At 51.0% G+C, this 23,738-nt stretch carries 24 protein-coding genes; 5 read left to right on the top strand and 19 right to left on the bottom strand.

The features are described 5' to 3' along the window. Positions 1-15: 15 nt before the first annotated feature. The 6 genes from mutM to ACZ481_RS09020 form a co-directional block, all read right to left on the bottom strand. On the bottom strand, positions 16-834 hold the full coding sequence (mutM, locus tag ACZ481_RS09045) for a bifunctional DNA-formamidopyrimidine glycosylase/DNA-(apurinic or apyrimidinic site) lyase (RefSeq protein ID WP_464769820.1): 819 nt from the start codon (positions 832-834) through the stop codon (positions 16-18). A 14-nt stretch (positions 835-848) separates the two neighbouring features. After that, positions 849-1,901, bottom strand: a complete 1,053-nt coding sequence (locus ACZ481_RS09040; RefSeq protein ID WP_464769819.1) for a GNAT family N-acetyltransferase — start codon at positions 1,899-1,901, stop codon at positions 849-851. Between the two features lie 343 nt (positions 1,902-2,244). Continuing rightward, the gene (locus tag ACZ481_RS09035) at positions 2,245-3,864 is read right to left on the bottom strand and encodes an ABC-F family ATP-binding cassette domain-containing protein (RefSeq protein ID WP_464769818.1); all 1,620 of its coding nucleotides are present in this window, start codon (positions 3,862-3,864) and stop codon (positions 2,245-2,247) included. 172 nt (positions 3,865-4,036) lie between these two features. Then, positions 4,037-5,383 (bottom strand): pyruvate carboxylase subunit B, encoded by a 1,347-nt coding sequence (locus tag ACZ481_RS09030; protein ID WP_464769817.1) that lies wholly within the window; start codon positions 5,381-5,383, stop codon positions 4,037-4,039. A 19-nt stretch (positions 5,384-5,402) separates the two neighbouring features. Continuing rightward, a complete protein-coding gene (gene citX, locus ACZ481_RS09025; RefSeq protein ID WP_464769816.1) occupies positions 5,403-6,797 on the bottom strand; it encodes a citrate lyase holo-[acyl-carrier protein] synthase in 1,395 nt (464 codons plus the stop codon). A gap of 350 nt (positions 6,798-7,147) precedes the next feature. After that, positions 7,148-7,366, bottom strand: a complete 219-nt coding sequence (locus ACZ481_RS09020) for a hypothetical protein (RefSeq protein ID WP_464769815.1) — start codon at positions 7,364-7,366, stop codon at positions 7,148-7,150. A gap of 190 nt (positions 7,367-7,556) precedes the next feature. Between ACZ481_RS09020 and ACZ481_RS09015 the strand changes: the two genes are divergently transcribed. Next, on the top strand, positions 7,557-7,835 hold the full coding sequence (locus ACZ481_RS09015; RefSeq protein ID WP_464769814.1) for a hypothetical protein: 279 nt from the start codon (positions 7,557-7,559) through the stop codon (positions 7,833-7,835). Between the two features lie 8 nt (positions 7,836-7,843). Then, positions 7,844-8,290: a hypothetical protein gene (locus ACZ481_RS09010; protein WP_464769813.1), complete on the top strand. Its 447-nt coding sequence runs from the start codon at positions 7,844-7,846 to the stop codon at positions 8,288-8,290. Between the two features lie 40 nt (positions 8,291-8,330). Here ACZ481_RS09010 and pap read toward each other — a convergent pair whose 3' ends face one another. The 4 genes from pap to ACZ481_RS08990 form a co-directional block, all read right to left on the bottom strand. Beyond that, positions 8,331-9,830, bottom strand: coding sequence for a polyphosphate:AMP phosphotransferase (pap, locus tag ACZ481_RS09005; RefSeq protein ID WP_464769812.1), 1,500 nt, complete (start codon positions 9,828-9,830; stop codon positions 8,331-8,333). A 291-nt stretch (positions 9,831-10,121) separates the two neighbouring features. After that, the gene (locus tag ACZ481_RS09000) at positions 10,122-10,520 is read right to left on the bottom strand and encodes a FlxA-like family protein (RefSeq protein WP_464769811.1); all 399 of its coding nucleotides are present in this window, start codon (positions 10,518-10,520) and stop codon (positions 10,122-10,124) included. 126 nt (positions 10,521-10,646) lie between these two features. Further along, positions 10,647-10,886, bottom strand: coding sequence for a hypothetical protein (locus ACZ481_RS08995; protein ID WP_464769810.1), 240 nt, complete (start codon positions 10,884-10,886; stop codon positions 10,647-10,649). 54 nt (positions 10,887-10,940) lie between these two features. After that, positions 10,941-11,342, bottom strand: a complete 402-nt coding sequence (locus ACZ481_RS08990) for a hypothetical protein (RefSeq protein WP_464769809.1) — start codon at positions 11,340-11,342, stop codon at positions 10,941-10,943. A 328-nt stretch (positions 11,343-11,670) separates the two neighbouring features. Here ACZ481_RS08990 and ACZ481_RS08985 point away from each other — a divergent pair, with 328 nt between their 5' ends. Further along, entirely contained in the window at positions 11,671-11,874 is a 204-nt protein-coding gene (locus tag ACZ481_RS08985; RefSeq protein WP_464769808.1) for a hypothetical protein, read from the top strand. An 84-nt stretch (positions 11,875-11,958) separates the two neighbouring features. Here the strand turns inward: ACZ481_RS08985 and ACZ481_RS08980 are convergent, their stop codons facing one another. Both ACZ481_RS08980 and ACZ481_RS08975 read right to left on the bottom strand, forming a co-directional pair. Beyond that, on the bottom strand, positions 11,959-12,138 hold the full coding sequence (locus tag ACZ481_RS08980) for a hypothetical protein (protein WP_464769807.1): 180 nt from the start codon (positions 12,136-12,138) through the stop codon (positions 11,959-11,961). 134 nt (positions 12,139-12,272) lie between these two features. Beyond that, positions 12,273-12,923 (bottom strand): outer membrane beta-barrel protein, encoded by a 651-nt coding sequence (locus ACZ481_RS08975; RefSeq protein ID WP_464769806.1) that lies wholly within the window; start codon positions 12,921-12,923, stop codon positions 12,273-12,275. A 315-nt stretch (positions 12,924-13,238) separates the two neighbouring features. Here ACZ481_RS08975 and ACZ481_RS08970 point away from each other — a divergent pair, with 315 nt between their 5' ends. Both ACZ481_RS08970 and ACZ481_RS08965 read left to right on the top strand, forming a co-directional pair. Further along, the gene (locus tag ACZ481_RS08970; RefSeq protein WP_464769805.1) at positions 13,239-13,913 is read left to right on the top strand and encodes a response regulator transcription factor; all 675 of its coding nucleotides are present in this window, start codon (positions 13,239-13,241) and stop codon (positions 13,911-13,913) included. Next, the gene (locus tag ACZ481_RS08965) at positions 13,903-15,201 is read left to right on the top strand and encodes a sensor histidine kinase (protein ID WP_464769804.1); all 1,299 of its coding nucleotides are present in this window, start codon (positions 13,903-13,905) and stop codon (positions 15,199-15,201) included. Before ACZ481_RS08970 ends, ACZ481_RS08965 begins: the two co-directional genes overlap by 11 nt. A gap of 241 nt (positions 15,202-15,442) precedes the next feature. Here the strand turns inward: ACZ481_RS08965 and ACZ481_RS08960 are convergent, their stop codons facing one another. The 7 genes from ACZ481_RS08960 to ACZ481_RS08930 form a co-directional block, all read right to left on the bottom strand. Next, positions 15,443-16,504: a glycosyltransferase family 9 protein gene (locus ACZ481_RS08960; RefSeq protein ID WP_464769803.1), complete on the bottom strand. Its 1,062-nt coding sequence runs from the start codon at positions 16,502-16,504 to the stop codon at positions 15,443-15,445. A gap of 15 nt (positions 16,505-16,519) precedes the next feature. Continuing rightward, positions 16,520-18,706 (bottom strand): DNA topoisomerase III, encoded by a 2,187-nt coding sequence (locus ACZ481_RS08955; RefSeq protein ID WP_464769802.1) that lies wholly within the window; start codon positions 18,704-18,706, stop codon positions 16,520-16,522. Positions 18,707-19,087: 381 nt separating this feature from the next. Continuing rightward, positions 19,088-19,795: an ABC transporter ATP-binding protein gene (locus ACZ481_RS08950; RefSeq protein WP_464769801.1), complete on the bottom strand. Its 708-nt coding sequence runs from the start codon at positions 19,793-19,795 to the stop codon at positions 19,088-19,090. After that, complete coding sequence (locus tag ACZ481_RS08945) at positions 19,782-20,561, bottom strand: ABC transporter ATP-binding protein (RefSeq protein WP_464769800.1); 780 nt, start codon at positions 20,559-20,561, stop codon at positions 19,782-19,784. Before ACZ481_RS08945 ends, ACZ481_RS08950 begins: the two co-directional genes overlap by 14 nt. Continuing rightward, on the bottom strand, positions 20,561-21,421 hold the full coding sequence (locus ACZ481_RS08940; RefSeq protein ID WP_464769799.1) for a branched-chain amino acid ABC transporter permease: 861 nt from the start codon (positions 21,419-21,421) through the stop codon (positions 20,561-20,563). Before ACZ481_RS08940 ends, ACZ481_RS08945 begins: the two co-directional genes overlap by 1 nt. Before the next feature lie 5 nt (positions 21,422-21,426). Beyond that, the gene (locus ACZ481_RS08935; RefSeq protein WP_464769798.1) at positions 21,427-22,299 is read right to left on the bottom strand and encodes a branched-chain amino acid ABC transporter permease; all 873 of its coding nucleotides are present in this window, start codon (positions 22,297-22,299) and stop codon (positions 21,427-21,429) included. A 66-nt stretch (positions 22,300-22,365) separates the two neighbouring features. Beyond that, on the bottom strand, positions 22,366-23,517 hold the full coding sequence (locus ACZ481_RS08930; protein WP_464770602.1) for an ABC transporter substrate-binding protein: 1,152 nt from the start codon (positions 23,515-23,517) through the stop codon (positions 22,366-22,368). Positions 23,518-23,738 lie beyond the last annotated feature (221 nt).

Genomic DNA, 23,738 nt, shown 5'->3' with positions numbered 1-23,738 from the left:
CCCATACTGAAGAAATTATTTCTGACAGACAGGGCAATAAAAAGCGTTTCTGCCGCCCACTCGTTTTGTCTCAATCGGCTGGCTGCAGACTAAGCAGGGCTGGCCTGTCCGGTAAGCGACCTGGAGGTACGGTTCGAAGCCGCCGGTAACATTGTCGTCGGAAGCAAACTTCTCCTCATACACCCCGCCTAAGGCTATCGCCCTGGCTAAAATGTCCCGGATGCAGTGGTATAGCTGCCGCCGTTCGGCGGCGGTCAGCTGTGAGGCCTTGCGTTCCGGCCTAATCCGGCTGCAAAACAGCGCCTCATTGGAATATACGTTGCCAATGCCGGCAATAAACTCCTGATCAAGCAGCAGCGGCTTGATCATCCCCTTGCGCGGTGCGAGCAATTCCAGAAACTTCTCCAGGGTAAAATCCGCCGCCAGCGGTTCCGGCCCCAGCCCGGCCAGTTCCGGCATAGCTGCTGGATTTACGGTAGGCACCAGATGCAGATAGCCCAGATTAAGCTTAAAAAAAGCTAAACGCTGGCCTGAATTTAGCTCCAGCATCACGCTTGGCTTCCCGGCCGGCTCTTCGCCAGGATAAAACAACTGCACAAAACCTTCCAACATAAAGTGCACAAGCAGGGAGTGCCCGTTCGCCAGGCTAATGATGATCTGCTTCGCCCGCCTGCCGATAGCGGTGATCTGTTGGCCGGTTATTAGGGCAATAAATTCCGCACCAGGCACATTAAGAGCTTTTTCCCGGTTGACAATCACTTTTTCAATGGCCTGCCCCTGTACCTTATGTTCAAGATGAGCCCTGACAGTTTCAATCTCAGGAATTTCAGGCATAAAATATCCCTTCCCTAATTTTGGTTTCCCGCCGGGTTGCGGCCGGTCAACGTCGGCTGACCGGCCGGGATTAAGACCCGGCTTAGATCCTTTTGCCTTAGCGCCGAAGGCCGGAACATCAAATAATACGCCAGATCACTGGTAAACCCCAGATCCGCCAAGGCGACCTGTTTTGCCGGATCATCATTGTAGATAGTGGTGCTGATAACCCCCCGGCAGCCATCGGCGATGAGAATACTGCCGGCTTTCTCGATGATGCCCCGCCGCAGCTGTTCATGCGCCGGATGAAGGATAAGGCTGAAAACATGGCTGTCGGCTTTAAAATAACTGTTAATTGTCAGCAGGGCCACAATGTTACCCTGCTGCTCCACCACATAGTCTTTTTGCCGCTTGCGCATCAGCTTATTCTTAACCCATTCCAGGTTTCTAACCATCAAACTTGGATTGAATTCACCATAAGTCCGTTTAATCACCCGCCGCAGTGTCAAGGGAACTGATTCCAGATATAAACGGTAGAGTTTGGCCCTGTCCCTGGCCCGGAGTTCGCGCAAACCGCTGATAGCCTCCAGCTCAGGGCCGTCGGGACGCAATGCTTTTTCATAATGCAGAATTTGCGTGATTTGGTTAAACCCCAGCCGCCGGTAAAAGCGGTAAGCTGGGTTATCAACCCGGACTTCAAGCACAACATCGTAATCATTGACATCAGCCACATCTTTCAGCAGCTTGGTAAGCACCCAGGTGCCCAGCCCCAGCCCCCGGTACTGTTTGCTGAAGGCGATATAGTCGACATGCAACTGGGTGGGGTTAAGGCTGGAAAGCTGAATAAACCCGATAACCTGGCCTGCTGTTTTTATCACATAGATATTAAAATGATTTTTAATCCAGGTTGAGAATTTGCTCAAGGGGTGCAGAATATAGTAAAACTGCCTGGTACGGTGAATGCGGCGTCTAATCTGCCCGGTATCAATCTCATCGCCAAAAGCACTGGCAAATAATTGTTCCAGTTGCTCCAAATCCGGTCGCTGTACCTTTTCAATTGTCATATGCTCGAAGGTGTTAGCAGACATGTCCTATTCTCCTGTATTAGTTTATTCAACTATATAGTATCCTCTAAGGATTCTATTATTATTACAGCATTCTAGCCCGCGGGCCGCAAATCCTGTTCTGAGCCTGGAAAAAAAAGACTGCAAAAAAAAGAGACTGCTTACTGCCGCTTGGATGAGCATTGACTCCGCATCACAAGCCATAGTAGGACAATCTCTTTTTCCACTATTAATGTATCGCCTTGTTCTTAACCTTGCCGCCCCATACGTCGGGGACTTCCTGAATCGCCGCAACAGCCCCTTCCTCTTTTTCCCACACCGCCTCATTCCGGGGCTGAGGCGCAATTATGCCGGCAGCCGCTGCCTGTTACTTGCCATACAAGGCCGCCAGGAGTTTCTTGACCTCGGCATTTGCCAGATACTCATCATAAGTCATCGTGCGGTCAACTATACCGTTAGGCGTAATTTCAATGATACGGTTGGCAATGGTCTGAATGAACTGATGGTCATGGGATACAAACAACAGCGTGCCCTCATAGTTTGTCAGCCCGTTGTTCAATGAGGTGATTGACTCTAAATCCAGGTGATTTGTCGGCTCATCCAGCAGCAAGACATTAGCGCCGCTTAACATCATTCTGGCCAACATGCACCGGACTCTTTCCCCGCCGGACAGGACGCTGGCTTCTTTCTGGCTTTCCTCGCCGGAAAACAGCATTCTCCCCAAAAAACCCCGGATAAAGGATTCTTCCTGGTCACGGGAAAACTGGCGCAGCCAGTCGACAAGATTCAGATCAACACCGTCAAAATACTGGGAGTTGTCCTTGGGGAAATAGGCCTGGCTTGTTGTGACACCCCATTTAAAAGAACCGCTGTCAGCCTCCACTTCTCCCATTAAAATTTTGAACAGCAAGGTCTTAGCCGCCCCGGCCGGACCGACAAAGGCAATTTTATCCCCTTTGTTTACGAGGAAACTGATATCATGTAATACCTGTTCACCTTCCACTTTTTTGCTGATGTTTTCGACAGTCAGCAATTGCGCCCCGGCCTCGCGGTCAGGCTTAAAAGCCACATACGGATATTTGCGGGAGGAAGGCCTGATATCATCAAGCGTAATTTTTTCCAGCAGTTTTTTACGGGAAGTCGCCTGTTTGGATTTAGACGCATTAGCACTGAAACGCTGGATAAAATTTTGCAGGTCTTTAATCTTTTCCTCTTTTTTCTTATTGGCTTCCTTGGCCAGCTGCAGGGCCAGCTGACTGGATTCCAGCCAGAAATCATAATTGCCCACATAGAGTTGAATGTTCTGGAAATCAATATCGGCAATATGGGTGCATACCTGGTTTAAAAAATGCCGGTCATGGGATACAACAATGACAGTGTTCGGGAAATCAGCCAGAAAATCCTCCAGCCAGGCAATCGACTCAATGTCCAGGTGGTTTGTCGGTTCGTCCAGCAGCAAAATGTCAGGATTGCCAAACAGCGCCTGCGCTAACAGCACCCTGACTTTTTCGTTGCCGCTGATTTCCCCCATTTTTAGCTGATGGAGGTCTTCGGTAATCCCCAGGCCGTTTAACAGCTTGGCGGCTTCGGTTTCCGCATCCCAGCCGTTCAATTCAGCGAACTCGCACTCCAGTTCCGATACCCGGATGCCGTCTGCATCGGAAAAGTCCGGTTTGGCATACAGGCTGTCCTTTTCTTCCATAATGGCATACAGACGGCCATGCCCCATAATAACGGTTTTTAAAACCTCGAACTCATCAAATTCATAGTGATTTTGTTTAAGCACTGCCAGCCGTTCGCCCGGGGTAATAGCGACCTCGCCGGTGGTCGGCTCAATTTCACCGGACAATACCTTGAGCAAAGTCGATTTACCGGTGCCGTTGGCGCCGATAAGACCATAGCAGTTGCCGGGGGTAAACTTTATATTGACATCCTTAAACAGAACGCGCTTGCCAAATTGCAGTGTCAGCTTATTCGTACTAATCATCGTTAATTACCTATCTTTCCTAAATATTACTTACGAAGTGTAATTGTACCATATTATTGCCCAAAAAGAAAGACTAAGCCCGCCAGAGGGTAAGCTTAGTCCTCAATATCCATGTATAGCCCGGCATCAGTCGGCTAAACCCTATTTGCCTATCGGGCTTGCGCTTATGATTTTACCGGTGCTTGCTGAAATAATCCAGCGCGACTTCCGGGAACAGGGCGTAAGACAATACATCTTCCGTCGCTGCGTTCGGGTACCCTTTCGCTGCCAGTTCCTGCCGGAGGGCATCCATCTGCGGCGCAATGTCATCAGCCGGGCGGTAAGTAATAACAGGCTCATCGCCAACGATCATTTTTCTGAATTCAGGGTCTATCGGCGCCGGCGTACGTCCGTACTTGCCCCGGACAAGGTCCTTAACCTCCCTGGGAATGACCTTATAACGCCCCAGCATTACATTGAAGGCCGACATCGAGCCTGTAATCTGGCTGGTCGGCGTAACCAGCGGCGGGTAGCCAAGCTCGGCCCGTACTTTGGGCATCTCTTCCAGCAATGCCGGATATTTATCAGCCATGCCCTGTTCTTTCATCTGATTCAGAAGATTGGACAGCATACCGCCGGGTATCTGGAAGGATAACACCTTGGTATCGATATCTATAGCCGTATTCAGATTAAAATCCCCGGACAACGCCTTTTTTACAGCCCGGAAATGGTCGGCAATGGGATAGAGGTTTTCCTTCTTAATGCCCGTATCGCGCGCAGTACCTTCCAAGGCGGCAACAATCGCCTCCGTAGCCGGCTGCGAAGTGCCCAGGGCAAAGGGAGACAAGGCACAGTCAATAATATCAACCCCGGCCTCAATCGCCTTCAGATAGGTCATGGAGGCCATACCGCTGGTATAGTGGGTATGCAGTTGTATGGGAATGGTGATCTCGGCTTTAAGCGCTTTCACCAGCTCATAGGCCGCATAGGGCGCCAGCAGGCCTGACATATCTTTAATACAGATAGAGTCGGCGCCAAGCTCAACCAGGTCTTTCGCCACTTTTATGAAGCTTTCCTGATTGTGATAGGGGCTGATCGTATACACAAAAGCGCCCTGCACATGGGCACCGGCGGCCTTAGAGGCCTGCATAGCCACTTCCAGATTACGAACGTCATTTAATGCGTCGAAGTTCCGGATAATCCGCACGCCATTATCCACGGCGCGATTGACAAATTCCCGCACAACATCGTCGGCATAATGGTTATAGCCGAGAACATTTTGCCCGCGCAGCAGCATTTGAATGGGCGTCTTTTTCAGGTATTGCCGCAGGGTGCGGAGCCGTTCCCACGGGTCTTCCCCCAGGAAACGCAAACAGCTGTCAAAAGTTGCCCCGCCCCAGGCCTCCAGCGCATGAAAACCCGCCTCGTCAAGCTGCTCCAGCATAGGAATCATGTCGGTAATCCGCATACGGGTGGCTGCCAGGGATTGATGGCCGTCCCGCAGTACAGTCTCCACGATTTTTACAGGCTTATTATTCATTTTTTTAGCTCCCTTCCCTCTATCTATCCACATTGCTCTCAACCAAATACAGAAAATAGGTAGCCGCCAGCAGATCGGCCCCACCGCCGGGGCTGACGTTCCGTTCAATAAATGTCATATCAAGGGCGGCAGTCTGTGCTCGGCCGCGCGCTGTCAGCATACCGCCATTCTTGATAATCAACCTGGCCTGCTGCTGTACCTCGCCTAACACCGCCGGGTCATGGCGGTGTAAAATAGTGGTGTCCTCGACAACTGACATTAAACTCAACAGGGTATGTACCAAAGCATCATTCACTGACAGTCCCTGGCCTAATGCCGCCTTTAATACCGGCAGGCCCTGTGTTCTGATACTGGGCATGCCTGCTTCCATTTCCCCGCGAATGCCGGTAACGCCGTAGGTAACATATAGTTTTTCACCGGCCGTGAGGCTGGCCCCTGCTCGTCCGGTTTTCAGCGGTACCAGTTCGCGGGCCACAATCCCGCTCGTTATCGCGGCTGCCGTGTCCAAAATCTGCTCAGCGGCAGTAACAGCGGACTGCCGCGAGCGATAAGCAGTGGCAGCCGTAAGGATACCAAGCAAAAACAGCAGTCCTTTTTGCGTATTGACCCCACCGGTGGCCTGCAGCATTTGCCGCTCGCCCTCCTGGCCGATCAGCCGCAGCACAGGCAATAATTCTGCCGCCGTTCCCCGGTGCCGGTAGCCGGCTGCTGCGCACCGGAACATACTGCCGGCCAACGCGCTGCTGCTCATGAGGAAACTAAAAAAATCCATGTCCCGGTGAGCACCGGCGTTATCACGGTCCACCAGCCCCGGAGCCGGTGTGCAGGCGGCTTCCATCAGCATGGCTTCCACCGCCCAGCGCCCGCTGTTCCAGACAATTGCCGGCCAGGGATCGGTAGCAGCAGCGGTAAATGCCAGTAAGCGCCGGGCAACATGCTCACCGATTTCCCGGCTGGTATGCCGCCCTGACCGCCGGCATAACGCAGCTGGCTGATTGCACAAAAAACAAGTGCGTTCCCCGTAGCCCAGACTGCGGCGGGTAATCAGCCCCCCGGCGGCGTCAAACACATCCATATCCAATAGCCTTGCGTGAAAACCGGCTTCCTCAATGGCGACACAGGCCTGTTTAATCTTATCTGCTGCCCCGCCGACAGCCAGAACAGCCGCCGGCCCGGTCAGGGGATAAATAAAACGCTCTTCCGCAATAGAAAAATCACCGGCCCGGGCAAGCTCCCGGAAACGGCCAACCGCCGTCCGCAGCAGTTCTTCCAGCGTCGCTGTGGTTTTGGCAGCTCCTGGTATATTAAGGGTAACACTTACCACCGGGCTTTGATAGCGGCAACGTAGTTCTGTCTGAAGGAAAGCCAGTTGTTCTTTAGCAGCCAGAACAGCCTCTAAAGTTACTTGATTCAAGGCCTGCTCCCATCCTCCTCTGAGATTCTCTCCCCAATTTTAGCATACTTTTCCCAAAATAGAAATTGCCTATGTCTATTCTATAATGGTTTGTCCGCAACAGCAATTGCAAGTTCAGTTTTATCCGGTATATAAGAAACGATCTACAGCATTATGGCCTCGCCAGACCAGGCCGGCGGTAACAGGAAGCAGCCGTGGCAGTTTTACCGTTTTCCTCGTTTTCCTCATAAATAGCGAAAAATCAAACAATACTATACATGCCTTGTCTTTAAACTGCACCAAAGCCTGTGCGTCCGGGTTTGCCGTATTTCTCCTTTGCGTGTAAACGCGGCCTACAGACTGCTGATCCTTTATTCATCCTGTTTTCTTTCCAGCTCTCTTAAGCGGCTGAGGAACCGCTCAACTTTACCGACTTCACCGCTTACCTCATATTCATAAAGCCAGCGGCCTGTGCCGCTATGATTCTCAATAAAGCGGACATCAATCAGGCATTCGCTGCCCAGTATATCGACCCGCCGCTGTTCAAGGGGGGTGATGACCGTTTCATTAACCTTAACAAATTTACGCAAATTCTTTACCTCACTAACTCTAAAATTAAGTTTTTTTCTTTATTATACAAGGATTATTGCGGCCCGTCATCCTGCAATTATGAGCGAAAAAAGTTTGATTTATCTTGACTTTTTTCCAGTTTCATATTACATTGATTGTGTCGAGCCCTCTCTTCCAAAGACAAAATATAACAAGGTGCGTGATTAATTAATGTCAGAAAGAATGAGCTTGCAAGATGTTCTCCGGGAGTACGGCATCCCCGTGGCAACCCTGAACGTAACAGCGTCAGCCCAGGACTGCACAGCGCTCCGTGAACGTCTGATTGCCATCAGAGACCTCAGCCAAGCCAGAGAACAAGGCTATCTGGAAGTAGCCTGTACATTTTATATTGATGTCCATGACATTGACCGGTATCTAGCCGGTGAACTGCCTAACTTAGCTGAAATCTTCACTTTTCCGGAAGATATTAAAACCCATAGGGAGGAATAATACTGAATATGAAAAAATTATTAGCCTTAACCATTTTATTTATGTTTGCTTTCACTACTGTAAGTTTTGCCGCCATCGGCGGCTCTAAAAGGTCGGCACCGGCCCCCAGACCGGCAACTAAGCAGGCGGCGCCGGCCACTGATACGAACAGCGGCTACAAGCCCTCGGCTCCGGCTCAGAGTTATGGCGATAAAGCACCGGCGGCAGCAGCCAAACCCAATACGCAGTCGGCCCAACAACAAGCCGGCGGCGGCTTCCTCCGCAGCGCCGGTCTTTTTGGCGGCGGTATGCTCTTAGGCAGCATGCTGGGCGGCATGTTTGGCTTTGGTGAATCAGGCATGTTTGCCGCCCTTATGGGGATGGTTTTCAACGTTATCCTGTTAGCCGCAGTATTTATGGCCGGACGCTTTTTATGGGACAAGTTCAAGAACCGTGATAATAAACAGCGCCGCTGACAGTAGCCGGGATGCAGATTGCATCCCGGTCTTCTTTTTCTTAGAGCTTGCTCTCAATAGCCTCTATTACTGTCTGCATAACCTTTTTCCGGGCATATTCTTTGGAGTTGGCTTCTACCAGCGTCCAGGGGGCATAGGTAGTACTTGTACGGAAAAACATTTCGTCAACAGCCTGCTCGTATAGCTCCCACTTTTCCCGGTTGCGCCAGTCCTCGCCGGTGATTTTCCATTGCTTGCCCGGATTGGCCAGGCGGTCTTCAAAGCGGCGCTGCTGTTCGTCTTTGTCAATATGCAGCCAGAATTTTATCATGACGGCACCAAAACCGACCCATTGCGCCTCCATTTCATTAATCTCCCGGTAAGCCCGCCGCCATTCTTTATCCAGGCAGTAGCCTTCCACCCGCTCAACCAGAACCCGCCCATACCAACTGCGGTCAAAAATCGCAATATGGCCGGCTTTAGGAACATTGCGCCAGAAGCGCCACAAATAATGATGCGCTTTTTCTTCAGCCGTTGGCGCACTGGTGGGAATAACCGTATAACCGCGGGGATCCATATTTTGGGTAAGGCGGCGGATAGCGCCGCCTTTGCCGGCAGCATCCCAGCCTTCAAAGACAATAATCACCGGCCGGCGTTTGCTGTAGATAATATGTTCCAGTTCCCGCACCCGGCTTTGGTACAATTTCATAGAGCTTTCATATTCCCCGTCCTTCAGGGTTTTAGTCAGATCAACCCCGTCAAGAATAGATGAGGTAAATATTTTGGGCAAAACCAAAGCAGAATGCGGCAGCCCCGGTGGTCTGTCCTTCTGTTCAGTCGCCGCCGCTGCCAGCATTGCCAGCCGTTTTTCCAAAGCCCCGCTGACAGTGCCAATAATCTTTAAGGTTGCATACCGCCGGTCATGGGCTTCAACAATTGTCCAGGCGGCACAGTCCGCATCAGTCCGCTGGATCATTTCTTCCGTCGCCAGCAAAAAATCATGATACTGCCGGTGATGCTCCCAGTCAGTCGCGGTAACCCGCCAGGCAGTAGCCGGGTCTTGTTCCAGCCGCACCAGGCGCTTATGCTGTTCCCGTTCGCTAATATGCAAAAACAGCTTAATAATTAATGTCCCGTCATCGGCCAGCTGCCGTTCAAAAGCCTGGCTGTCATGATAGGCCTCTTGCACGTCATAATCAGCAGAACCTTTAGCCACCCTGTCAGCCAGAATTTGCGCATACCAGCTTCTGTCCAGTATGACAAACCGCCCCCGCTGGGGGATTTTATTCCAGAACCGCCAGAAATAAGGCCTCTTGGCAGCATCTTCATTGGGCTCGCCAATCGAATAGACATTAAAGCCCCGGGGATCAAGCGATAAGATCAGTTCATTAATCAGGGTTCCTTTGCCGGCTGCGTCCCAGCCTTCAAACAGAATTAAAACCGGAACCCCCAAATCCCGGGCCTGGCGCTGCAATTCGCCCAGCCGCTCACATAACCGGTCAATCATTTCCTTGTATTCGGCCTTGGCAATCTTCTTCCGCAAATCCACCTTTTCCAGCATACCGGCGACCTCCTGTTCATTGCTCCGGCTCCTGTTTCTTTATTACCAACTATTCTCATTTTAACAAAATTTGTGCGGCTAGTCACAGATTTTTTTGGATACCGGCGCCGGCTCCTCCTTGTTAGAAAACTTGGCGTAGGCCAAGTCCTTTAGTGCAGGCCAAATTCACCTGTGCCCGCAAAAAAAAAATTTGCTTATCTGTAGTCATATTTTGTAATTGTACATCCGGATAAACTCAGAAAAACATCCGGATTGGTTATATGTACAATCCGGATGTTTTCAGAGATGCTATTATATCTCTATATCTACGCGCTGACGAACAAGCTCCTGTTTACTAGCAGTACTGCTTTGTCCCGAATCAGAGGTTTGAGCTTCCGTCTTTTTCTGCTTCAGTTGCTGGATTTGGGCCTCAATTGTTTGAATTTGGGCCTCAATTACCTGGGTCTTCTTTTGCTTATCGGTTTCAGTGGTCTTTTGGTCCTGATTGATTGTATTAATTTCTTTTTGCAGGGCCTGCTTCTTTTGTTCCAGGCTTTTCGCCTCATCGTAGCTGCTGCTTTGACTTACTTGCCCGCTGCCGGTCTGTCCAACAGATGTTATCGCCATATTAATTTGCTCCTTTTCCCCTAAAATTACTGTTCCTGCTTTCATTATCGGTGGACAGTCTTGGAAATCTCTTTGAAAAAACAAATACTTTCCCTCTCCCCGCAAGGTACAAGCGGCCCCCTCCGTTGTATTGCCATGTTTAGCAAAGCAAATTACCGGGCATAAAGATAAGCTGCCAACCCCTTAGGGATCAACAGCCTGAAAAAAACACTAATCATCGTCCGGCTCATAAGACTCGTTAGATCTCCAGCCATGTAGCCAGTACCAGGGTTTGCCCCAGCCGGGATAACCCCAGCCATATTTATTCCAGTTCCAGCCAGGCCAACCCCAGTTGCCGCCCCAGCCAGGCTTATGCCAAGTACCCCACTTATTGCCACCCCAGCTGGCTTTTCCCACACCGATAATCAGTTGGCGTGACAGTCTAGTCCCACAAGTTGGGCAACGATCCATAACAATCCCCCCTTTACCTGCTTTATTATATACTATGTCAACGCTGATAAATTGTCACAGGGGCCGCTCAACAAACCATTGCCCCTTAGCCTCATATCGCCATTCACTGATAGCAATCGCCAATTCCGGTATCAGGTATATTTCAGCAGAATCTATCTGCTCGACAGTCAAATCCAGTAAGGCAATTGTTCTTTGTTTGTGATAGGTGCCGATACCCAGTCTCTCAATAAATATCAGTTGCAGGCGTTGGCCTGATGCAAAAAACTTATCCACAATGGCCTTGTTTGGTACCCCGCCGGCGATATCGCCGCCGATACTAGCGGCCGGAAATGCCTCGATCTTAAATTGTTCCAGGCTTTTTGCCGCTTTCAGCACATTGCTTAAGGTGATTGTTGTGCCGGTTGTGGCAGCGGCGATCGCCTGCTTAATCTGCGAAAACTTTTCATAGGCCAGCATGTATGTCGCTCCTCACTGTTCGCATCACGCAATTACTATAATCTCATTATATGCAAACCAAGTGGCTTTGGTGAGGCAATCGCCGGCACAGCAGCGAAGAGAAAAACCGCCTATGGAACGGCCCGCAGGGTACAGCGCAACGTACAATCACCCCCGTCTCTGCACAAAAATGCAGTAAGCGGTTCCTCTGTTTTGCTGCCGGCAAAACAAAAAAAAACCAAGCTTGCTGACAGCAAAGTCTTGGGGCATACTACGCCGAATGTTATAATATCTTTAAAAGGCCAATGAAACAGGCAACGGCTAAAGAATGTAAAGCGGAGGTGGTATTGTGGACCGTGTTGAACCAGTACAAGCGATAAAAAGAACTGTGCCTGTCCGCAAAGTAGTTGCTAACTACTTTGATTTCCAGGCCGAGGACCAGTCCAAACCCCCGAAAAAGTTCCGCGTTAAAAAACGAAAGCACGCTGAACCAAAGCAGCAGCAAACAGCCCCGGTGACAGGGGTTGGCGATCATGTCGATTTTAAAGTGTAGCTTGTAATCAGTTCAGGTAAGTGACCCCTTGCTGCTTTTATAGCCTGCCGCCCCTTAGCGGTATTTTTCTGCCCACTCAAGCTATTAGTTACAGATTGTCGCTTTTTCGTCAAGCAGATGGCGAAGGCATTCAAACATAATTTCTTCGCCCCTGGCCTTATCACCGGCATTCATAAACCGGATTTCGCCGTCTTGAACGGCATAACGAATCCCGTTGGCAGTTAACTGATTTTTGATATGCAGCACCAATTCCTCAAACATCATAGCTTTTTCCGCCTCTCTTTTCCATAATATGTAAATTATTATATCACTTCTTATCCTGAAAACCAAGATAAACTTTTTTCGGCTGACGGAAAAATCATAACCCGGCCGCCCCAGCCGCCGGGAGATCGATACTATTAGAAGGTAAGAGTAATGCCGGCACCAACACCCTCGATTTTGACGTCAATATCGCCGCCGCTAAAAGCAAAGCCCTGATATTTATTATAACGATAAATTACATTGCATTCTGCATTTTTGGCGATCTGATAGCCTAACCCGACTTCATAGCCGATTATATTGCTGCCGGCACCGGCCGAGGCCCAGCCTGTCAGATTCTCAGTAATTTTGGTTTGTCCGGTTAGCCCTAGATGAAAGCTGCTTTGAGATTCTCTTTCACGATAAATGATATTGCCTAAGTCCGGACCTGCATAATACATTAAATTAATTTTTGCAGCTTCTCTTGCCCAACCGGCATAGGCAGATACATTCGGTCTTATTTGATACAAAACATTCATTTCATAGGCGCTAAGCTGAGCATGAGCATTACTTGGCGGCGGCAATTTTAAATAGTTGTTGTTTTTATTATCCGCATACTTATACTGAAGTGCAAATTTGTTGCCGATGCCATAAGTGATACCACCGCTGATATTGTCTTTGGTGCTGTCACTGTTGATGTTGGGATTTAAGTCGATGGCCGCCTTTCCCTTGGTATAGTCTGCCAGGGGTGAAGCAAATGACACAGATGTTATGGTCATCGCTGCCGCTACGATTGCTGAAATTTTTTTCATAATATCCTCCGGACTTATTTATAACCATAAAATTAGACAAAATTTTCCCAATTCCTCTAATATTCCAATATAAAGATAATAATTCGATCAACCCCCTGACTGAAGCCACCCTATTAATCAACCGGCTGATCAGCCGTTTTTTTTTTGCCAGGCCCGCTTCTCCGGCAAGCTCAGGCTTACCAAAAATTTCTTGGAAATTCCTTTGATTTTTCTTTGAAAACAAATGATTTTCCAAGGTTGTTCCTTTACAATCATAAGTAGCAAGCTATTGTGCTGCTGTGGGCTATGTCTACATTGTTTTAAAGGAGTCCTATTGTGAAACTGCTTTTAATTGAAGACGAACGCCGGCTGGCCGAAGCGTTATCCCATATCCTGCGCAAGCACGGCTACGCCGTCGATACGGCCTTAGACGGCGAGTCTGGCCTGGATATGGCGGCCACCGGTGTCTATGATATTCTCATTGTAGACCGGATGCTGCCGGTCCGGGACGGTGTTTCCGTCTTAAAGGAATTCCGCGGCCTGGGTTTTGAGACCCCCGTGATTTTTTTGACGGCGAAAGACTCGACCAAAGACCGGGTGGAAGGCCTGGACGCCGGCGCCGACGATTATCTGGTAAAACCCTTTTCGTCAGAAGAGCTGATGGCCCGTCTGCGGGCCCTGGCCCGCAGGCAGACCAAGCTGCTAACAAGCGAAACGGTGGAAGCTGCCGGCTGGATCTTGGATCCGCTCCGGTGTGAAGTAACCAAAGATAACGGGATTATCAAGCTGACAGCCAAGGAAACGCTGCTGCTGGAGCTATTAATGCGCAACTACGGCCTGGTTGTCAGCAAAGAGCGGATCTGGGAAAAAGTCTGGGGCTTTCAGGCCAACATTGATATTGCCAATGTTGATCTTTATATTCATTATCTGCGCCGTAAGCTCAATACATCCTTTATTAGAACAGTCAGAGGCATTGGCTATTATTTAAGGGGTGAAGATCATGTTTCGTAAATTACGCCGCCGGTTAACCCTGGTAAACATGGCCATAATGGCCCTCCTCTTTCTGATTCTGACAACCGGCAGCTACTTATTTGCGCAGGACCGGCTGACCACAGGCGCGGCGTTCTTATTAAAAAGAGTCGCCACCGATTTAATCAGCGGCAAACTTAACGACCTGCCGCCGCGCCCGAATCCGGAAGAGCGTATGAATCGGGAGCCGGAGCCTGCCCCCGGCCCCCGACCAGGTCCGGCTCCTATTCTCGGTCCGGGCTTTGGACCCGGTCCGTCCGTTTTTTTTGTCCGGGTAAACGAGCAGGGTGAAATAACCGCCAATTCATCCAATCTGTCTTTAGCGGCCGAGGACTTAGCCCTCTTGCTGGCGGAAACACGCCGTTTACATTCAGACCAGGGCACACTCACCTTTGCCCAGGTAGATTACAATTATTTAAAAGCCCAAATACCCGGTCAAACCGACTATTATCTCCTGTTTCAGGATTTCTCCCGGGAAAAAAACGCCTTGCGGATTGTCATTACAGCCCTTATTCTCATTGGGCTGATTTGTATTTTTCTCTCCTTTTTTGGCAGCCGCTATCTGGCCAACAAAGCCATGATTCCCATTCAGCAGGCCTGGCAGCAGCAAAGGGATTTTCTGGCCGATGCCTCCCATGAGCTCCGAACCCCGCTGGCCGTCATTCAGACCAATCTGGAGGTCGTGCGCTCTGCCCCGGAGGATATGGTTAAAGACCAGGACCACTGGCTGGAAAATATTCAGACAGAGGTTTCGTGCATGACAAAACTGGTCGATTCCCTGCTGTTGCTGGCCCGTGCTGATTCGCACCAGCAAATTCTCAACAAAAGCAACTTCGATTTTAGCCAGGCGGTCTGCGCGGCCGGAGCCCCGTTTATCCCCGCCGCCGAGCGCAAAGCGGTCAGGTTGTGCATTTCCACTGCACCAGTCACCTATTTTGGTGATGAAGGCAAGCTATGCCAGGTAGTCGCCATCCTAACCGACAATGCGATCCGCAATACGCCTGCCGGCGGCATGATAACAATAAGCCTGCAGCAGACCAGAGATTCGGTTATCCTCATTGTCCGTGACACCGGGGAAGGCATCGCGGCCGAGCATTTGCCAAAAATTTTCAACCGTTTTTACCAGGCCAACCCGGCCCGCACCGACGGCGGTTCCGGTCTGGGCTTATCGATCGCAAAACTCATTGTAGAAAGCCATAACGGAACAATTAAGGTAAACAGCGCCCCGGGAGCGGGCGCTACGTTTACAGTTACGCTGCCATTAGTGTAGTGTCTTGACCACATTATCTTTTTCGTTTGCTGACGGCCAAAATGGCCAATGGCGGCGTCAGCCCCTCCTTGCAGACCCCTTCCCGTGTGCGTCGTCGGCGCTTCCTTGCCCTTGGCCATTTTGTCTCGCCCTAAATAACATGGCCAAGACACTAGCCTAACTTGAAATCCGGCTGGGGCCGCCCCTGCAAAAACAGCGCAAAAAAACAGTGTGTTGCCGGCAACACACTGTTTTTCTGGCTTCAGCCCTCTGTAAGGGGCGGCACGGCCGGGGCCAGCGCCTGGTATACCTGCTCCGCTACTGCCGCCGGTGTAATACTGCTCATGCAGTCGTTTCGCCCATAGCGGCACTTCATTTTATGGCAAAAAGAACAGGTCTGCTTATTCACCACAACCCGGTGATGCGGGCCGGGCGGCGCATAGGTCTCCGGGTTGGTTGGACCGAATACGGCCACTGTCGGCGTTGCCAGGGCAGCGGCCATATACAGCGGTCCGGTGTCGCCCGCCACCACGACGGCCGCCCGGGCAAGAATGCCGGCCATCTCCAGCAATGACGTTTTGCCGATGGCATTGATGACAGGGCTGCCTGCCTTAGCCTCGATCTCCTGTCCCATAGCCACTTCGTTTTTTCCCCCGCACAGGACAATTGTAAAATCCCGGGCCAAAAGCGCCGCCGTGCGGGCAAAGAGTTCAGGCGGCCAGTTCTTCGCCGGCCAGGTAGTTCCCGGGACCAGAACGGCGATCCGGTCCTGCCGGGTAATGCCGGCCCCTGTTATAAATTGATCGGCAAAATCCGCGGCCGCCGGTGATATTGCCAGGGTCATCTGCCGGCTGTGGGGAATAATCCCCAGCGCCGTCAATACACCAAGATATTTTTCCGTAATATGCGGCCCCAGCGGCCCGGCCGTTTCGGTCATAAACAGCGGATTACACTCCCTGGCCCCGCGCAGGCCGATACGCCGGCCGGCATGTACCTGCCTGGCGATCAGCCCCGTAAGGAGCAGCCCGTGAATATCCAGGGCCGCATAAAACACCCGGGACCGCAAACAAGCCTGCAAGCTGCGCCAGAGGGACAAAGCCTGCTTTAACTCCCCGGCCCGCAGGTGTTTTTCAAAGCGCTCGCGGGACCAGACAATCACCTCGTCAACGAAGGGATTATATCTTATCAAATCAGCACAAACTTCTCCCACCAGCCAGGTGATTTTGCAATCAGGCCAGGCAGCCTTAAGTGCCCCGGCTACCGGTGAGCAATGAATCACATCGCCGATCGAGCTAAGCCTTATAATCAGTATTTCCTTGTTCAAAATGCCACCGCCTACTTAGTGCAGCTTAAGCTTAGCCAGTGCTTCTGCCAGTGCATTATTAATTGGTTTGTCTGTTTGCTCTTGCAAATAACGGGAAACATCCTTTTTCGAGACCCGGGTATCGCCCTCTTTCTGTTTCCGCTCCGTAAAGGCGGCCAGCTTTTCCCGGTAGCCGCAGCCGCAGGCAAACACGCGGGCTTCACCCTCGCCCCGCAATTCCAGTTTCTTGTGGCAGTTGGGACATCTGGCATTAGTTGCCTGGGCCACATTTTTCCGGTAGCCGCATTCCCGGTCCTGACAAACCAGCGATTTGCCCTTCTTACCGTTTACCGCCAGCAGATACTTGCCGCATTCGGGGCAGCGCGTACGGGTTACATTATCATGCTTAAACTGTTCCTGGCTGTTTTTTATCTCGCGGATAATTGCCCGGGTATATTCTCTTATCTCAGCAATAAAGGCCTGCTTCTTTAATTGTCCCTTGGCAATGGCGCTGAGCTTTTGTTCCCACTGCGCCGTTAACGCCGGTGATTTCAGGTCGGCAGGCGCCAGCTCCAGCAATTGCCGGCCTTTAGAGGTGATAAAAATATCCTTGCCTTTTTTTTCAATGACAAAACTGCTAAAAAGTTTTTCGATAATATCGGCCCTGGTCGCTACCGTGCCCAACCCGCCTGTTTGCCCGATGATCTGTTTAAGCGCCTGACTTTCGCCTGACATATATTTCGCCGGATTCTCCATTGCCGATAATAGGCTGGCTTCGGTAAAAAATGCCGGCGGCTTAGTCTCGCCTTTAGTCAAGGCAATTGCGTTTATCGGCAAGACATCACCTTTATTTACGCGGGGAAGCGTTTGCTCCACACCATGGTCATCAGCCGCTTCCTCCTCATCCAGATTATTGTTATATAGCTCTCGCCAGCCAAGGGAGCTTACGGTTTTGCCTTTTGCGCTAAAAAGCTCATTGCCAATTTGGGCTTTGACTGTCGTCTCTTCATATTCGCAAGGCGGGCAAAGCACCGCCAGGAAGCGCCTGACAACAAGCTCATAAATCTTTTTTTCTTTGTCTGGTAAAGAGTTAAGTACAACCGCTTGCTCAGTAGGGATAATCGCATGGTGATCCGACACTCTGCTATTGTCAACAAAATGGCTGCCGGCCTTGATGGGAGCTTTTAAGATTTTAAGAATTTGTCGGGCGTACAGGCCTGTATCACAGGCTTTCACCCGCTCCTTCAGGGTCTCAACAATATCTGTCGATAGATAGCGCGAGTCGGTACGGGGATAGGTCAACGCTTTATGGGTTTCATATAGTTTCTGCATAATTGACAATGTTTCTTTGGCCGAAAAGCCATACATTTTATTAGCATCACGCTGCAGCTCGGTGAGATCATACAAGGCCGGGGAAAACGCTTTCTTGCTCACCTTATGTACCTCAAGCACCTCTGCCTGTTTCCCGGTTATCGCGGCAATGATTTTGTCACAAACCGCTTTTTCAAAGGTTCTGCTTTCTCTGGATTTAGCCTCCTGCCAGGTCAGCTTCATCTGCCCGGCAGTTGCTGTAATCCCATAATAGGTACGGGGCTGAAAGTTTTTTATCTCTGCCTCTCTGGCGGCAATAATAGCCAGTGTCGGAGTTTGAACACGCCCGCAGGATAGTTGGGCATTGTACTTAGTAGTCAAGGCCCTGGTGGCATTGATGCCCACAAGCCAGTCCGACTCCGACCGGGCCACCGCCGAGGCATACAGATTTTCGTATTCCCGGCCTGGTTTCAGATTGTTAAAACCGTCCCGGATGGCTTTATCGGTCACGGAGGAAATCCAGAGACGCTTAACCGGTTTATTAATATGGGCTTTTTCCAGTATCCATCTGGCTACAAGCTCCCCTTCGCGCCCGGCATCAGTGGCAATGACAATCTCACTGACATCCTTGCGGCCCAGTTGTTCTTTCACCGCACTAAATTGTTTCCCTGTCTGCTTGATAACCACAAGCTTCAGCTCCGGGGGCAGCATGGGCAGGTCCTCCAGCCGCCAGGCTTTATATTTTTCGTCATAAGCTTCGGGGTCGGCCAGGGTTACCAGATGCCCCAGCGCCCAGGTTACAATGTATTTGGGTCCTTCCAGATAGCCATTGCCTTTGCTGTTGCACTGGAGAACCCTGGCTAAATCCCGTCCCACTGACGGTTTTTCCGCTAATACCACAATTTTACTCATCTGCGACCTCACTAAACATACTAAAAATAATACAGCTATTATTATACCCGCAAACCGGCAGTTTTTAAAGCAAATAAAAAAACACGGCTGGCGCCGGCCCTTGGGCGAAAGCGGCAGCCGGTGCCGCCCTTATTCAGGGAAAGTTAACCTTGCTGTCAGGATAAAAAAACCGCCAGGCATTTGCGCTGGCAGTCTGCACTGATTTTACCGGCTCATAGCCTGTTCACAAGCAGCGATCATAGCGGCCGGGTCTGCAGGGTGCCGGCCGGCAGGCGGCCAGACGCCGGTTCCGGTTCCAGGCCGCCAGTATCCCGGCTTGGCGGGCTTGTCTGTCCAGCCGCAGGCTCAGGGGTTTCCCCCAGCAGCAGCCGGGAAGCAAAATTAGTGAGTTATTCCCAAATAGGCTTTTTGCACCAGCGGGTCATCAAGCAAAGCCTTACCCGGCCCCGCCAGAATGACCCGCCCTGTTTCCAGAACAAACGCCTCGTCCGCCATCTCCAGCGCCTCAAAGGCATTCTGCTCGGCCAGCAGTATCGTCGTTCCCTGGGCCCGGATGCCGCGGATAACCGCAAACATATTGGCAACCATCAGCGGCGCCAGTCCCAGTGACGGCTCATCCAGGAGCAGTAACCGCGGGCGGGACATCAGGCCCCTGGCGATCGCCACCATCTGCTGCTCACCGCCGCTTAACGTTCCGGCATATTGCTTGAGCCGTTCCCGCATGATCGGGAAAAGCTGGTACATCTTTTCCAGATCAGCCTGAATTCCCGCTTTGTCCTGGCGCAAAAAAGCTCCCATCAGCAAATTCTCTTTAACAGTAAGGTTGGCATAGAGGCGCCGCCGTTCCGGCACCAGGCACAATCCCTGGCCGACAACCTCATAGGCTTTGCGGGCTAAGGGACGGCCTTCATACCTAATCGTTCCGCTCGCCGGCTGCAAAAGACCGGCCAGGGTCATCATCAGCGTGGATTTGCCGGCGCCGTTGGCGCCGATCACAGCCACAATCCGGCCGGCCGGCACGGTCAGGGTCACATCGCGGAGAGCGTGGATTTGCCCATACTTCACGTTCAAGCCGTTAACTTCTAACACGTTTATACCCCTCCCCGAGATAAGCCTTGAGTACGTCAGGATTGGTTTGGATCGCCTGCGCTGTTCCCTCTGCCAGCTTCAGGCCAAAATTAAGCACAAAAATAGAGTCACACAGTTCCATAACAACATCCATATGGTGCTCTATCAATAATATTGTCAGGTTGTGCCGCTGATGAAGCCGGCGGATGAGTTTGGCCAAATCCAGAGATTCTTCCGGATTCATGCCGGCCGCCGGCTCGTCCAGCAGCAAGAGCTTCGGCCGCAGGGCCAGGGCCCGGGCAATCTCCAGCTTCCGCTGCAGGCCATACGGCAGGCTGTCCGCCTGGGCCCCGGCTTTGTCCGCAAGTCCCACCTCGGCTAAATACCCCAGGGCCTGATTCCGTATATCCTGTTCCCGCTGCAGTATATACGGCAGTCTGAGCAGGGACGTTACGAACGAATACTTGACATGTTGATCGACGGCAATACATACATTGTCCAGCACGGACAGATTACGGAATAAACGGATATTCTGAAAGGTCCGGGCAATCCCCCGGCGCACAACGCGGTCCGGCCCCATACCGGCAAGCTCCTGTCCCTGAAACAAAATACTGCCGCCAGTAGGAGCGTACACGCCGGTAATCAGGTTGAACATCGTGGTTTTTCCGGCCCCGTTGGGTCCGATCAAACCCATGATTTGTCCCTGTTTAGTGACAAAACTGACATCCCGGCAGGCCATAATCCCGCCAAACGCCTTGCTTACTCCCTTTAATTCGAGCAGATTCATCAGGCCACCTCTTTTCTGAACAAGCGACGAACACTGTGCAGGGAGATCTCTTTATAACCAAATAACCCCTGTGGCCTGAATACCATAATTGCCACCAGCAGAAAGCCATAGGCCACCAGCCGCCACATACTTGCCACCCGGAGAGCCTCGGGGATAGCAACGAACAGGATGGCGGCGACAACCGGCCCGGTGATGCTGCCCATACCGCCGGCCACAACACTTGCCGTCAATTGGGTCGACAAGTAGGCGGTAAACATGCCTGGCTGAATAAACGAAACATAATGGGCAAACAAGCCGCCGGCCAACCCGGCAGTCATCGCACTGAACAACAGGGAGCGCATCCGTACCTGAAACAGATTAATCCCCATCATTTCAGCGGCAACAAAGTCTTCCCGCACCGCAATGGCGGCCCGCCCATACCGGGAATAGACGAAGTTCCGGGCAACCCAGATCACCAGAACCGCCGCCACGGTTACAACCGGCAGTGTGGTTTCATTGGCAATGCCGGGCAGGCCGCGCGCGCCCTGGGTAATTTCCAGATTTTCCAGCAGCACGCGGACAGCTTCGCCAAACCCCAGCGTGGCAATGGCGAAGTAATCGCTGCGCAGCTTGGCCCGCAGCGTGGGATAGCCGATAAGGGTGCCCACCAGGGCGGCCATCGCCATACCGGCTATCAGGGCCAGATAGTAATTGACATCATAAAAATATGTAAGAATACTGGCCGTATAGGCGCCAACAGCAAAAAAAGCGGCATGCCCTAAGGAAAAAAGACCGGTAAAGCCGGTAAAAACAGCCAGGCCAACGGTGGCAATGACGTAAATCAGGCTAAAAGTTATAACCCCGCTAATATATTCTGCCATCTCTGCTATACCTTTTCCTCATGGAATTTGCCGAAAAGACCTGTTGGCAGCACCAATAACAGCACGACCAGCAGCGAAAAGCTGAATACATCGCGGACAACCGATGATACATAGGCCGAGACAAAGGTTTCCAGGACACCCAGCAGCAGTCCGCCGACCACGGCCCCCGGCAAACTGCCCAGTCCGCCAATGACGGCGGCAATATAGGCTTTATTGGTAATCCAGCCCATGGTGGGATAGACCATATATTTCATCCCCAAAAACATGCCGGAAATCCCGGCCAGGGCCCCGGCCAGCAGAAATACCCAGCCAATCGTTTTCGTAATATTGACGCCGTTTAGCTGACTGACCTGCATGTCATAAGAAGCCGCCCTGATAGCGATACCGGTTCTGCTGTTCTGTAAAAAATAATGCAGTCCATAGATTGCTGCAAAAGAGAAAACAATGGCAAAAACATCCAGCATGCCGATCGAGACCCCGCCAAAACTAAAATTCTGCTGGGTTAGAACCTCCGGAAAGGCATAGAATCTTGAACCGATTGTCGCGTATACAAAGTTCTCTAAAAAAATAGAGGTCCCCATAGCGCTGATCATGAAATACAGCGCAGGCGCATTACGTTTTCGGAGTGTACTATAGGCTAACCGTTCATTTGCTAAACATAACAGCGCCGCACCGGCTATCGAGCCGATAATTGCCAGATATACAGGCACCCCCATTTCCATTAGCAGAAAGTAACCAATATATGCCCCCAGCATAATAATTGAGCCATAGGCGAAATTACTGAAATTAAGGATGCTGAATACCAGGGAGTAGCCAACTGCCATAAGTGCGTATATGCCGCCGATAGCGAGGCCTGTAACCAGTGTTTGAATAAACATTATGCCATCTCCTTAAGTATGTAAAGACGGCGTGGGAGTGAGTCCCGCGCCGTCCTGCACGCCAAATTACTGGGTAACAAATTTGGATTTAAAGATGAATTTGCCATCTTTAACTTCCTGGATGATGGCTGGCTTATTCAACGGATCATGGGTATTCGGGTCGATTGTCAGCTTACCGCTCAGTACCGGGAGGTCTTTGGTTTTCTCCAGTTGTTCCGCTATTTTCGCCGGCTCGGTGCTATTGGTTTTATTCATAGCGTCAATCAGCGCATACAGGGCATCAATCGCCATAACCGGGTTGGGCATGATCGGGTCGGCTTTATACTTTTCCCGGTACTCTTTGATAAAGTTCTGAATATCAGGATCATCCATACTGGCCAGATTTACAAAATAAGAGCCTTCTACGGCCGAGCCGCCGAGGGTGAGCAAATCAGGGCTGCCCCAGCCGTCACCGCCTACAAACTTGGTTTTAATGCCAAGGTCGGCCGCCTGCTTCATCACCAGAGCCGCCTCTTTCTGCATCGTAGGAATAAAAATGACCTCAGGGTTTGTGCCTTTGATTTTACCTAATATAGCGCGGTAATCAAGTTCGCCGGAGCGGAATGCCTCATTGGCGACAATTTTTCCCCCTTGCTTCTCAAACTCAGCGATAAAATATTTGCCAAGCCAGGCGGAATAGTCGGAGCCGACGTCATAAACAATGGCGGCCGTGGCAGCCTTCAGTTCCGTGGTCGCAAACTGGGCCGCCACCGTTCCCTGGAAAGGATCGATGAAACAGGTGCGGAATGCATATTTACGGACTTTGTTGGTCTTATCGTCAACCGTCACTTTGGGGTTGGTCGCCGAAGTGGCAATAAAAGGCACTTTGGCCGGTTCGGCAACCGAACTCATGGCAATAGCCACACCGCTCTGTCCCGGTCCGATAATGCCTGCCACTTTATCACTGATTAATCTTTTGGTTACATTGACCCCTTCGGTGGCATCGGCCCGGGTATCATAAGCCACCAATTGCAGTTTTTTGCCTAATACGCCGCCTTTGGCATTAATCTTTTCAATCTCCATTTCCAGGGCGTTTTTTTCCGCCTGCCCCCAGGTCGAATTGTCGCCGGTCAGGGCTACGGCATTGCCGATCTTAATAACATCGGCATCGCCGGCCGCACCGCAGCCGGCAGCCACTGCCGCAAAAATCGCCAGCATAACCAGGGCTAACCATCTCATTTTCACAAAAAATCCTCCCTTTAGTAATTACTTTCAATACTCACCATTATAGTCTGATTTTTGCCTCCTTTCAATCAATTCAGGCCTTAAATAAAGCCTATTTAGACATAATCTAAATAGGCTCATATTTACAGAAAGATTACATTGTTACACCTGCATTTTTTTAAATTTAACATAAGTTTTCAACTATTGTCAACTATTAACAGGCCTTTTGGCAAAAT

It is taken from the genome of Sporomusa intestinalis, assembly GCF_055383785.1.
This window is presented reverse-complemented; position numbering and strand designations above follow the sequence as displayed.